Source organism: Novosphingobium resinovorum (assembly GCF_001742225.1).
Classification (GTDB): domain Bacteria; phylum Pseudomonadota; class Alphaproteobacteria; order Sphingomonadales; family Sphingomonadaceae; genus Novosphingobium; species Novosphingobium resinovorum_A.
In genome coordinates, this window is sequence record NZ_CP017076.1 from 643,669 (window position 1) to 655,724 (window position 12,056).

Below are 12,056 nucleotides of genomic sequence, written 5' to 3' on the forward strand. Positions count from 1 at the left end.
CTGCCGGTCCTTAATGCCGTCGTCACACTGAATACAATCTACTAATAAAGATCGGTGTCAACCGAAAATCATGGAACTGCAGGAATTCCCGTTAACACCATGATTATATATGTTTTCTGCAATATTTCGTAAAGCGCGGTGCGCAGCATTGGATGCGAATCCGAGCCGATCTTCGCCCTGGAAATCGCGATATCCGACGCCGGATAGCCCGGGAATAGGTCATTTGACGCAACTGTCAGCACCGCTACCGGCGGACGATCCTGCAACAATTGTAGTTTGTATAAAATTCTTGCACTCGCGCGCGTTGTCTGGAAGGTTGTCCCCGCAACGGCCGATCGCTCCGGATGTGTGGCGACCGCCAGGCTCAACCGTTCACGAAATCCCGAGGAAAATTCATATGGCCAGAATCGTTGGTGGTATCAGCATGTCCCACGTGCCGGGGGCGCTCGGCTGGCCCGATGCCCCGCCCACCGACCAGCGCGCGCGGCTTACGGCCATTCACGAAACCCTGCGCGAGCGCCTGGAGGCGGCCAAACCCGATGTGATCGTTGCCTTCCTCGACGACCATTTCGAGAACCACTTCCGCAACCTGCTGCCCTCGCTCGGCGTCGGCATCGCGGATTCGCACGTCGGTCCGGCGGAATACATGATGGAAGCGCTGCGCTTCGACGAACAGCACGCGATCCCCTCGGACCCGGCGATGGGCGAGCATCTGCTGCGCGAGCTGGTGCACCGCGGCTTCGAGGCCGCGCGCATGGGCGCCATCGAATACGGCAACAACCTGATGATGCCGCTGCGCTTCATCCAGCCCACGTTCGACATGCCGGTGGTGCCGGTCTACATCAACGTCTTCTCGCCCCCGCTGATGCCGTACTGGCGCGCCTACGACCTTGGCCTTGCCGTGCGCGCCGCGATCGAGGCGATGCCGGACGACCGCCGCGTGTTCCTGCTCGCCACCGGCGGTCTCTCGCACTGGCCGCCGGTCTGGACCGAAGGCGCGCCCGAGGACGATGAATTCCTGCAGCGCATGAAGCGCTACCAGACCGAGGGCAAGGGCAGCCTGGTCGACGATCCCGGCCTCTATTCGGATCTCGCCAAGTACGAGATCGAGATGATGGGCAAGATGCAGTGGCCGCTCGGCTTCCAGCACCCCCTGCTCAACGAGCACTGGGACCGCGAGATGCTGGAGAAGTTCGAGGAAGGCGATATCGGCTACATGCGCGCGCTGACGTACGACGAAGTCGAGGAACGCGGCGGCCATGGCGGTCACGAAGCATTGAACTGGGTCGCGCTGATGGGCGCGATGAACGGCGCCAAGGCGGATTACATCGCCTACGAACCGGTGCCCGAATGGATCACCGGCATGAGCTACGCCGCTTACGACGAGCCTGCGTGAAGCAACGATGACGGGGCGAAGAGGGAGGAGACCTTCGCCCCGTCATCTCCCGCGAGACCGGTTGCGCGCCGGCCGGTAGCGGGATGGCGAATGCCCGTGCAGCCTTGGCGGCGCGCGGGCTTTTTCCTATTCGTCAGGCAGCGCCCTGCGCTTCGCGCTCGATCAGCGGTCGCACGATGTCGTTGACCAGCAGATTGAGCACGATCAGCAGCATCGAACCGATCACCATCGGCTGCGACAGCAGAGGCAGCAGGTAGGCGGGCAGCCGCGCCTTTACCGGGTCGGGCAGGAACAAGGCTCCCGAAGCGAGGATGAAGGCGGGCGCGGCGACCGCGATGTTGAGGTCGTCCCACTCGATCTCGCGCGCCATCTGGATACCGTTGACGGCGATAATGCCGAACAGGATCGTCGAGACCGCACCGATCACGGGCGCGGGAATGCTTGCGATGAGGAGCGCCAGTTGCGGCAGCATGCTCAGCGCGATCGCCAGCGCACCCGCCGTCATCGTCACGAACCGGCTGCCCACGCGCGAGACGCGGATGATGGCGATGTTCTCGGGATAGGAGGTCGTGCCCAGGCCGCCGAACAGCGCGCCCGCCGCGCAGCCCAGATACTCGACGAACAGCCCCTGGTTGGCGACTGCGCGCGTCAGCGGGCGCCCCGCCCAGCTGCACAGCACGGAATACATGCCCACCGTCTCTATCGAGGCGTGAAGGAACGCGAAGACCATCACGAAGACAGCTGCGGGCACCACTTTCAGCCCGAACGGCGCGAGGGCGGGCAGACCCAGCGGCGTGACCTCGCCCAGCGCCGGAAGCTGCCACTGCCCCATCAGCGCAGCCGCCGCCGATCCGGCAGCGACACCGATGACGAGACCGCCCTTCTTGACCAGCCCCTGACCGCCAAACACGAGGCAGGCGATCACTGTCAGCGCCGAAAACGACGCCAGCAGGAACGACACCAGTTGGGGCGCAGCGGGGTCCGGACCGAACCAGTTGGCCAGCCCGACGCTCGACAGCTGCACGCCCACGATGACCAGCAGCATGGCATAGACGATCGGGTTGGCGGCACTGCGCGTCAGCCTGCCGATAAGGTCCAGCCCCGGTATCGGCAGCGCCAGCAGCGCGAACAGGCACGCCGCCGCCAGCATCGATCCATACACCGCATCGAGCCCGTAAGCTTGTGCGACCGCGATCGTCGTCATCAGGAACACGCCGGTCGGCCCCTGCACCACCGGCAGCCGCAACATCCGCCCCGACTGGAGCAGCGTCACGACGCCGGTGGTGAAGAGGCAGGCCTGGACGATGTGGCTGGTCTGGATCAGCGACAGGCCCAAAATCGTGCCGATGATGGAGGGAAACACCCATACCCCGGTCAGCGCCAGCAGATGCTGTGCCGCAAAGAACAGAGTCGGCGCAAAGCCGATCCTGTCTTCGAAGCCGACTTCCAGCGCTGGCGCGCTGCTCACTGGGGCGCCTGCCATCGTCAGCTCACCGGCTCGGCGGCGGGGGCGGCCATGTCCGGCTCTGCGTTGATGCGCGCGACGATCTCCGCGATCTCCGCACGGTCCAGGTCCTGCCGGAAGAAGTAGTTCAGCGTCGTGCGAATACCGAAGAACGAGGTGCTGGTATAGGCCAGCATCGCTTTCGCCGCGTCGGGGGTGAGGTCCAGTTTCTCGGCCAGAAACGCCTCGAAATGGCGGCGCGCGACCGGGTTGGCGAGGACGTGTTTGGGCTCGCTGTCGATGCGCAGCGGGCGGTGATAGACATGCGGGAGCACCACTTCCGCCTCGCCGGTCACCCGAATATCGCGCGAGGATGCACCCGCCTCGACGCGGATGCGGCCCGCTTCGAGGCGCCACTTGTTCAGCTCCGGATCGAAGAAGCACAAGTCGCGCGCGGCGACGCGCAGGCGAACCTCGCGCGTTTCGCCCGGTGCCAGGGCGACCTTGGCGAAGGCCCTCAGTTCGCGGTCGGCGCGATGAACCTTGCTGTCGGGGAAGCCGAGATAGAGCTGGACGATCTCCTTGCCTGCGACCGCGCCGGTGTTGGTGACGCTGAGACGCACATGAAGGTCCTCTTCGGCATCCAGCACCGGCGTTTCGACGACGAGGTCTGAATAGGCGAACTGCGTGTAGCTGAGCCCGAAGCCGAACGGGAACAGCGGTTCCACCTTGCGGCGGTCGTAATGGCGGTAACCGACGAAGATGCCCTCGACATAGCGGTGCACCCCGCCCTCGCCCGGATAAGTGAGGAAGCCGGGAATGTCCTCCATGCGCTGCGGGAAGGTGACGGTCAGTTTCCCGCAGGGGTTGCGCAGGCCGAACAGAATCTCGGCCAGCGCGCCGCCCATGCCCTGCCCGGCGAAGAAAGTTTCTACCACGGCGTGTACATTACCCAGCCAGGGCATGACGACGGCATCAGGGTTGGTGAGCACGACGACCACGGGCACGCCGGTATCCGCCAGCGCCTGGATCAGCGCATCGTGTCCGGCGGCGAGCGCCAGATCCTTGCGGTCGGCGCCCTCGCCGTCCTCGGTCGAATCGGTGGTCACGAAGACGACGGCAACGTCCACCCCGGCAACGCCCGCGACCGCCTCGGCACGCAGGGCTTCCAGTTCGGCGCCGTCGTGATCGTAGCCGCGCAGGAAATCGACCTGCACGCCCTCACCAGCGATGCGCACGATTTCGTCGAAGGGAATGTCGACGCGGGTCGGCGCGGTGGTCGCCGAGCCAGAACCCTGGATGACGGGCCGCTTAGCCCCCTCGCCGATCACCGCGATCCGGCTCAGGCCTTCACACTGCAGCGGCAGCATGGCGTCTTCATTGCGCAGCAGGACGATCGATTCCGCCGCCATCGCGCGGGCGACTTCGTGGTGTGCATCGGGATCGAAGGGGGTCACCGGCCCGGCCTTTTCGGTCGCCATCTCGACCAGTCGCAACACGCGGGCGCAGGCACGGTCGATCGCTTCGGCGGGCAGGCTGCCGTCCTCGATCGCGGCGAGCAGCGCGCGGTGCCGGCTGGCGTTCTCGGGCATGTCGAGGTCATTGCCCGCCAGCAGCGAGGCGGGACGGTCCTTGATCCCGTGCCAGTCGGAAACGACGACGCCTTCGAAGCCCCATTCGTCACGCAGCAGGTCGGTCAGCAACCAGAGATCAGCAGACGTCTGCACGCCGTTGAGGCGATTGTACGAACTCATGACCGTCCACGGCTGCGCGCGGCGCACGACGCGCTCGAAGCCCAGCAGGTAGATTTCGCGGAGCGCGCGCGGATCGACCACCGAATCCATCGTGGTGCGCTCAACTTCGGAATTGTTGCAGGCGAAGTGCTTGAGCGAGGCGCCCACGCCGTTGTCCTGCAGGCCCGAAACGACGCCGGTGGCGAAATCGCCGCTGACGACGGGGTCTTCCGAATAGTATTCGTAGCTGCGCCCGCCCAGCGGCGTGCGGCGGGTATTGATGCCGGGGCCGAGCAGGATGTTGACGTCGAACGCGCGGCATTCGGCCGCCAGCGTCGCGCCCAGCGCGCGGGCCATGTCGACATCCCAGCTGCACGCGATCGCCGAACCGTTGGGGAAGCAGGTCGCCGGTCGGGTCGTACCGAAAGCGGCTTCCATGTCGCGCGCGCGGGTGTTCACCACGGCAAGGAACTGTTCGAGATCCTGCCCGCCTTCCTGCGCATCGTCGATCTGCTCGGTGGAATAGCGCACGCCATAGGCGCCGTCGGTCATCAGCAAGGCCGGAACGCCGCGTTCGGACAGCGCACGTGTACGCCACATGCCATGGCCCGTCAGCAGCGCCGCCTTGTCGGCCGGGGTCATCGCGGCGATCGTGTCCATCACCGTTTTCGTCACCGTCATCGTGGTCATCGCTGGTCCTGTTTTTGCGTGATCTGGCGGCAATTCCGAAAGGTGGATCGGATCGCTCTTGATTTTGAATACAATCTACCGTAATGATTCTTGTCAAGGGCAAACCACCTAAGTGGCTGCCTCGGCACTCAGAATGCGAGTGTCTTCGCCCTGAAATCAAGGATTTTCGAGAATATACATTGTCGGTTGACGCTGAACCTCCGCCACGTCATATATGAATACAATCTACACCGGAGAGTTCAGTGGCTACTACATTTGAGGTGGGCGAGAACCTGTCCCTGCCCGAACGCCTCTATCGATCGCTGCGGCATGCGATCCTCGACGGCACTTTTGCGCCGGGTGAGGAACTGCGCCAGGAAGTGCTGGCCAGTCAGTACAGCGTAAGCCGCGTGCCCTTGCGTGAGGCGCTCAGCCGCCTTCAGGCCGAGGGTATGATCGTCCTGCGTCCGCGCCGCGGTTTCGCGGTCAATTCGCTCGACCTGATGGAGATCATCGAGGTCTTCGAATTGCGCATGGTGGTGGAACAGCACGCGATGGAAGTCGCATCGCGGGCCCGCAGCGAAGCGGACGTGCGCGAAGTGGGCGCGTTGTTGGACCAGATGGAAGGACTGGACCCGGCGGAGGAAGGTCATCAGGCGACCTGGCTCGATCTCAACCGCCAGTTCCACAATCGCCTGATCGCCAGCGCCGGACGCGAGCGCATGGCCGCGACGGTCATCAACTTGCGTGATGCCACCGAGCCTTACGTGCGCGTGGAAGTCAACGTCACCGGCCATGTCGATGACGCCGCCGACGAACACCGCGCGCTGTTCGACGCCTTCAAGGCACGGGATTCCATCCGCGCCGGCGAACTGGCCCGCGAACATTGTCTGGGGACGATGAAACGTCTCGTCGAAGGCATGCGGCTGCGTCAGTCCGACGCGAAGCGGCCGGGAAGAAGATAGCAGCGATCCGCAAAGATCGCCTTCGATAACACGCATCAAGAAAGGTTCTGTTTCGTGCTCGATATGACGATCTACAATCCCAAGTCTCTTGGCACGCCGATGGGCCAGTACTCGCAGGTGACGCGGGTGAAGGCGGGCGAATTCCTGTTCATTGCCGGCCAGCTGTCCGGCAATGCCAACGACGAGATCGTCGGCGAAGGCGATTTCGAAGCGCAGGCGACGCAGGTCTTCGCCAATATCCACGCCGCCCTGACCGACGCCGGTGCGGGCTGGGAGAATGTGGTGCAGTTCACCACCTACCTCGTCCACTCGCAGGACATTCCCAATTTCATGGACTTTCGCCTGAAGAACTTCCCGCAGTTCTTCACCAACGGCATCTATCCCCCCAACACGCTGCTGATGATCGATCGCCTGGTCAAAGAGCCGTTTTTGATCGAGGTCCAGACGGTCGCAGCCCTGTGAGCGGGGGAGTGAGCGGCGCGATGAGCACGAAAACGCGCTTCGAAACCACCGGCTTCACGTTCGAGGACATCCACGTTTCCTACCGGGTCGGCGGGGCGGGCTATCCACTCCTGCTGATCCACGGCTCCGGGCCGGGTGCCTCGACCATCGGCAACTGGCGTTCGGTGCTCGAACCGCTGGCACAGCGCTATCACGTCCATGCGATGGACCTGATCGGCTTCGGCGGGTCAGACCGCAAGCCGCAGGGGCCCTATTTCGACTTCCCGCTCTGGCTGCGCCAGTGCCGGGCCATGATCGAGAAGATGCCGGGCGAGAAGATCGGCATCATCGGGCACTCCATCTCGGGCGCGCTGGCGCTCAAGCTGGCGGCCAGCGAGCCGCGCGTCGGGCAGGTGCTGACCACCGGTACGATGGGGGCGCCCTACCCCCTGAACGACGCGACGGTGACGTGCTGGACGTTCCCGGAGGACCGCGAGGCGCTGATCGCGGCGGCGCGCACACTGATCGCCGATGACACGCTCATCGACGAGACGTACCTGCGCAACCGCGAGGCCGTGCTGCGTATGCCGGGCTACGGCGCCTATTTCGGCGAGATGTTCTCCGGCGACAAGCAGCGCTTCATCAATGCCACGGTGCTCACACAGGCGGAAATCGACGCGATCCGTTGCCCGCTTACGATGCTGCACGGGCGGCAGGACCAGGGCTTCCCGATCGAGCCGCTCACCATGGCCTTGTCAGCAAAGCTACCGCACGCCGACGTCCACCTGCTTGCCGGGTGTTCGCACAGCGTCGCGATGGAGCGGCCCGAAGCCCTGCTCAACGCGGCCAACCACCTCTTTCCCCATGAGATTTCCCAGGCGGCCTGACCCGCTGCCTTCCGACATCGCCACAAGGATACAGACATGAAATTCATCACCTTCGCCGTCGGCGGAACGACACGTCTCGGCGTTCTTCAGGGTGACGCGGTGGTCCCCGTCATCGGCGACATCCAGGCCATCATCGCCGGCGGCCCCGCCGCGCTCGCCGAAATCGAAGCGCAAGTCGCAGCCGGCTCCGCCGCTGCCGTGCCTCTCGCCGATGTGGACGTGCTCGCCCCGATCGAGCGGCCACTGCGCAACATCTTCTGCGTCGGCAAGAACTACTACGACCACGCGATCGAGTTCCATTCGAGCGGCTTCGACGCCAGCGCAGGCAAGGATGCGCAGCCCGAATTCCCGATCATCTTCACCAAGGCGTCCACCACCGTCGCCGCGCCGGGCAGCGTCATTCCCGGCCACCTCGATCCGACCGCCTCGGTCGACTACGAGGGCGAACTCGCGGTGGTGATCGGCAAGGGCGGACGCGGCATCGCCAAGGCCAAGGCGATGGAGCACGTGTTCGGCTATACCATCGTCAACGACGTCACGTCGCGCACGCTGCAGAACCGCCATCGCCAGTGGTTCATTGGCAAGAACCTCGACGGCTTCTGCCCGATGGGCCCGACGCTGGTGACCGCCGACGAAGTGCCCGATGTGGGCGCGTTGCAGCTGGTCACCGCGGTTAACGGTGAAGTGCGCCAGAACGCCAGCGTCTCGCAGCTGATCTTCGATATCCCCACCATCATCGAGACGATCTCGGCCACGATGACGCTGGAGCCGGGCGACATCATCGCCACCGGCACGTGCGCAGGGGTGGGCATCGGCTTCGATCCGCCGCGCTTCCTTCAGGCAGGCGATGCGGTAGCCGTTACGATCGAGCCGATCGGCGTGCTCGAAAACTCGGTAGGCTGACGCAGGAAGGGGTAGCGATGCAGGTTTCCAACTCAGGTCCGTTCGCCGCCCCGGCCGCGACGACCCCACTTTCGACCCCGGTTTCGACGGGCGTGCTCGCAGGTGCGATCACGACGGTCTACTTCACCGGCGGCGTGGCGACGGTTCTCGTCGACACGCTGGTTCCCAAGTTCAAGTCGCTGTTCGACCTGAGCTACACGCAGGCGATGCTGACGCAGTTCAGCTTCTTCCTCGCCTATCTCGTCGTGTCCGGCCCGGCCGGAATGATCACCGCGCGGATCGGCTTCGTGAAGGCCGCCGCGCTGGGCATCGCGACGATGGCGGCGGGGTGCCTGCTGTTCGCCCCAGCCGCGCTGATCGGATCGTACTGGGCGTTCCTCGTCGCGCTGTTCGTGCTGTCGGGCGGCACCAACATCTTCCAGCTCTGCGCCAATCCGATCATCGCCTCGCTGGGCAAGCCGGAGCGGGCGCACAGCCGCCTGACGCTGGGCCTAGCGTTCAACTCGCTCGGCACAGCGGTTGCACCGCTGATCGGGGCGGCGACGATCCTTGCGGTCTCTGCCATTCCCGCCGGAAAGATCGACCACCATGACGCCGCCGCCGTCCACGCCGCGCAAGTCGCCGAGGCGCAGATCGTGCAGCGCCCGTTCCTTGCCATCGCGGCGCTGCTGGTGCTGGTGGCGGCGATCTGCTGGGCGCTGCGCGGCAAGATCCGCCTGCCCCTCGACCGGACGGAGAAGACAAAACGCACCAGCCAGCCCCTCATCGCCTGGCTGCAGGGTAATCCCAAGCTGGCGCTCGGCGTCGCGGCGATGTTCCTGTACGTCGGTGCCGAAGTCTCGATCGGCAGCATCCTCATCAACTATCTCGGCCTGCCCAAGACCCTGGGGATGGCCGAGGCATCGGCGGCCGGGTTCGTCGCGCTCTACTGGCTGGGGGCACTGGCCGGCCGGTTCGTAGGCTCCTTCGTGCTGCGGGTCGTCTCGGGCGGGCGGCTGCTGGCGATCCATGCGGGCGTGGCGATGGTGCTCATCGCCTGTTCGCTGACGCTCACTGGGTCGATCTCGGCAGGCGCGCTGGTCGCGGTGGGCCTGTGCAACTCGATCATGTTCCCCACCATCTTCACCCTGTCGATCGAAGGGCTGGGCGAGGAAACCCCGCGCGGTTCGGCGCTGGTTTGCATGGCCATCGTCGGCGGCGCCGTTGTGCCGCTGCTGAGCGGGCTGGTCGCCGATGCGGCAGGCCTGGAACTGGCGCCGATCGTGCCGATGGCCTGCTACTTCGGCATCCTACTCTACGGCATGCTGGCCATGCGTGACCGCGCCGCTACCCCCCGCATCGACGCGGAAGTGCCCGCGATCGGACTGAACTGACACCCTAGACATCCGGCCGCGTCCGCGCGGCCACCCGGACCGGCCCCGGCCGCGATCACCCTGCCTTCATCACCTTGCACCCGCCGCGCGGGCGCAACAGGCGGAGCCTTGCCTGCGCCGGAGGGATCGCGGCCGCCCGACCCTCACTTCTCTCGTCTCACAACTTCCCTTATCAATCGGAGTATTACCATGACCAGGATTGCCGTCGTCGGAGCCGGAATGGGCGGACTGGCCTTCGCAGCCGCCATGCGGGGCAGTGACCACGAAGTGACGCTTTACGAACAGGCGCACGAGATCGGCGAACTGGGCGCAGGCATCTCGCTCTGGGCCAACGGCACGCGGCTGTTCGAGGAAATGGGCATCGCCGAACTGATGGCGGCGAAGTCCTGCGAGACCGAAGCCGCCTACTTCCGCAACGAGGATGGCAGCGTCGCCGCCGAGCAGTCGCTGGCCCGCGACAACTGGTACCGCGACGCTTACAGCTATCCCTACTACGGCGCCCTGCGCACCGACCTGCAGGCATCCCTGCTCGAAGTGCTCGGCACCGACAACATCCGCCTCGCCAAGCAGCTGATCACCATCGAGGACACGGCCGAGGGCGCCGTGCTGCACTGGGCCGACGGCACCAGCGACACCGCCGACCTCGTCGTGGGCGCAGATGGCATCAAGTCGGTGGTCCGCAAGTTCGTCGATCCCGATGCGCGCCCGGTCTTCACCGGCAACAGCGCCTTTCGCGGCCTTGCGAAGACCGAGGAACTCGACCTGCTGCCCGAACCGCGCTCGTTCACCGACTGGATGGGCGACGGCATGCACGTGCTGAATTTCCCGGTCGGGCCGGATTTCAAGCACACCACGATCGTCGTCTTCGTCGACGGTCCCGAGCAGTGGGAACACGAGGAATGGCGCGTTCCCGCCGACGCCGAAGCCGTGCGCGCCTTGTTCGACGACTGGGATCCGGCGGTCGGCCAGTTGCTGGAGCACGTCACCCTGTCCGAGCGCTGGGGTCTGTTCCAAGTCAGCCTGATGGACAGTTGGCATCGCGGCCGCTGCGTGCTGATCGGCGATGCCGCGCACGGCATGCTACCGCACCACGGACAGGGCGCGATCTCCTCGTTCGAGGACGCCATCGCGCTGGCCCATGTCATGAAGGACGACGGCATCGCCACGATCGACGCCAAGCTCGCTGCCTACGAAGGCGAACGCAAGGCGCGCGGCGAGCGTATCCAGAAGTCATCGCGCGATCTGAATGCATGCCTGCATCTGCCTGAAGGGCCTCAGCGCGACAAGCGCGCGGTTGTTCTCAATGCCTTGCCCGAGAACTTCTCGTGGCTGCATGAATATGTCTGCTCTGTTTGACCCACGTAAGAGTTGAAGCAATTTGTGACTGTGCCGGCAAAGGCAGTTCACCTGCACAGTCACAGCACCTCTTTCTGTATACTTGATTGAAGTGGGGTTACTGACCGACGACTTCGCGCGTAAATGTCATCTATCACCGCGACCTGACCTCGAACCTGACATTCTCCTAACGGCCAGTCCCGCGCATTGCAGGGAACGATCATCAGTGCTTCAGGAACGGCAGATGTTGGATGGGCTCCTGCCGTTCACGGCGCGCCTCGCGAACGTCGGTTTTGTCCCAGGTCCCGTCATAGTTTGAATGTCAGCTTCCAAGCGGGGCAAAATCGCTGTCGAACGGTGAACGGGCGCGTTGCAGAAGCTTACCCGTCGCGGTGGCCTGCCCCCGGGACTGGCGAGACCCGAGTGCCAACGCAAGCCAGTTGCATGCGCTTGCCGCGTCAATTTCGATGCCGTCTCTACACAGCGCGACCAGGATACTTCCGCCTGCGCAGGATGCTCGAAAAAGAAATATCAAACACGGCAGAGCGGACTTTCGCTTCTTGCCATTAATTTCTTCACCGGGGTTCTCAAAAGCCGGTTGTGCGCCCCTCCCCGTTTAACGGAAAAGGGGCAAGGTTCAGCGTACCCTCGTACCGCGTCCGAACAGGAATCCGAGAACCAGAATTACGACCGCTACGATCAGGAAAATCTTGGCAAGGCCGGCAGAAAGACCTGCCACGCCCCCAAAACCCAGAAGCGCAGCGATGACTGCGACCACTGCAAAAATGATGGCCCAGCGAAACATCAGGCATCTCCCGTTTGAAAGAGCTGCGTCGATCACTTCGACGTGCTCGAACTTGCAAACTTTCTGGCATTGTCAATGTTCCAGACACATCCTGCATACTCCCGA

11 protein-coding genes are annotated in these 12,056 nt (G+C 64.4%); 7 read left to right on the forward strand and 4 right to left on the reverse strand.

Translation table 11 applies throughout. The annotated features are described in order from the left end of the window. Nucleotides 1–68: 68 nt before the first annotated feature. The gene (locus BES08_RS33035) at nt 69–368 is read right to left on the reverse strand and encodes a hypothetical protein (protein ID WP_155986358.1); all 300 of its coding nucleotides are present in this window, start codon (nt 366–368) and stop codon (nt 69–71) included. 29 nt (nt 369–397) lie between these two features. Between BES08_RS33035 and BES08_RS20375 the strand changes: the two genes are divergently transcribed. After that, nucleotides 398–1,396, forward strand: a complete 999-nt coding sequence (locus tag BES08_RS20375) for a DODA-type extradiol aromatic ring-opening family dioxygenase (protein ID WP_036527808.1) — start codon at nt 398–400, stop codon at nt 1,394–1,396. 133 nt (nt 1,397–1,529) lie between these two features. On the opposite strand, the gene BES08_RS20380 is transcribed toward BES08_RS20375, so the two are convergent. Then, nucleotides 1,530–2,864 carry a uracil-xanthine permease family protein gene (locus BES08_RS20380; RefSeq protein ID WP_162177406.1) on the reverse strand — a complete coding sequence of 445 codons (1,335 nt, stop codon included), beginning with the start codon at nt 2,862–2,864 and terminating at the stop codon, nt 1,530–1,532. Nucleotides 2,865–2,881: 17 nt separating this feature from the next. Continuing rightward, complete coding sequence (locus tag BES08_RS20385) at nt 2,882–5,263, reverse strand: glycoside hydrolase family 3 C-terminal domain-containing protein (protein ID WP_051586994.1); 2,382 nt, start codon at nt 5,261–5,263, stop codon at nt 2,882–2,884. Nucleotides 5,264–5,505: 242 nt separating this feature from the next. Between BES08_RS20385 and BES08_RS20390 the strand changes: the two genes are divergently transcribed. From BES08_RS20390 to BES08_RS20415, 6 genes are all read left to right on the forward strand, one after another. After that, nucleotides 5,506–6,207 carry a GntR family transcriptional regulator gene (locus tag BES08_RS20390; protein ID WP_081799118.1) on the forward strand — a complete coding sequence of 234 codons (702 nt, stop codon included), beginning with the start codon at nt 5,506–5,508 and terminating at the stop codon, nt 6,205–6,207. Nucleotides 6,208–6,270: 63 nt separating this feature from the next. Continuing rightward, entirely contained in the window at nt 6,271–6,669 is a 399-nt protein-coding gene (locus BES08_RS20395; protein ID WP_051586996.1) for a RidA family protein, read from the forward strand. A 20-nt stretch (nt 6,670–6,689) separates the two neighbouring features. Further along, entirely contained in the window at nt 6,690–7,535 is an 846-nt protein-coding gene (locus BES08_RS20400) for an alpha/beta fold hydrolase (protein WP_036527830.1), read from the forward strand. Between the two features lie 36 nt (nt 7,536–7,571). Then, on the forward strand, nt 7,572–8,438 hold the full coding sequence (locus BES08_RS20405) for a fumarylacetoacetate hydrolase family protein (RefSeq protein WP_036527813.1): 867 nt from the start codon (nt 7,572–7,574) through the stop codon (nt 8,436–8,438). A gap of 17 nt (nt 8,439–8,455) precedes the next feature. After that, nucleotides 8,456–9,811, forward strand: coding sequence for a sugar MFS transporter (locus tag BES08_RS20410; RefSeq protein WP_083274778.1), 1,356 nt, complete (start codon nt 8,456–8,458; stop codon nt 9,809–9,811). A gap of 189 nt (nt 9,812–10,000) precedes the next feature. Beyond that, a complete protein-coding gene (locus BES08_RS20415; RefSeq protein WP_069709412.1) occupies nt 10,001–11,167 on the forward strand; it encodes an FAD-dependent oxidoreductase in 1,167 nt (388 codons plus the stop codon). Between the two features lie 616 nt (nt 11,168–11,783). On the opposite strand, the gene BES08_RS20420 is transcribed toward BES08_RS20415, so the two are convergent. Beyond that, nucleotides 11,784–11,951, reverse strand: coding sequence for a DUF1328 domain-containing protein (locus BES08_RS20420; protein ID WP_036527815.1), 168 nt, complete (start codon nt 11,949–11,951; stop codon nt 11,784–11,786). Nucleotides 11,952–12,056: the final 105 nt, after the last annotated feature.

Excerpts from the sequence above, each read along its gene's own strand:
- BES08_RS20375 (WP_036527808.1), top strand. The coding sequence starts at position 398 with ATGGCCAGAATCGTTGGTGGTATCAGCATGTCCCACGTGCCGGGGGCG.
- BES08_RS20385 (WP_051586994.1), bottom strand. The coding sequence starts at position 5,263 with ATGACCACGATGACGGTGACGAAAACGGTGATGGACACGATCGCCGCG.
- BES08_RS20395 (WP_051586996.1), top strand. The coding sequence starts at position 6,271 with ATGACGATCTACAATCCCAAGTCTCTTGGCACGCCGATGGGCCAGTAC.
- BES08_RS20400 (WP_036527830.1), top strand. The coding sequence starts at position 6,690 with ATGAGCACGAAAACGCGCTTCGAAACCACCGGCTTCACGTTCGAGGAC.
- BES08_RS20405 (WP_036527813.1), top strand. The coding sequence starts at position 7,572 with ATGAAATTCATCACCTTCGCCGTCGGCGGAACGACACGTCTCGGCGTT.
- BES08_RS20410 (WP_083274778.1), top strand. The coding sequence starts at position 8,456 with ATGCAGGTTTCCAACTCAGGTCCGTTCGCCGCCCCGGCCGCGACGACC.
- BES08_RS20415 (WP_069709412.1), top strand. The coding sequence starts at position 10,001 with ATGACCAGGATTGCCGTCGTCGGAGCCGGAATGGGCGGACTGGCCTTC.
- BES08_RS20420 (WP_036527815.1), bottom strand. The coding sequence starts at position 11,951 with ATGTTTCGCTGGGCCATCATTTTTGCAGTGGTCGCAGTCATCGCTGCG.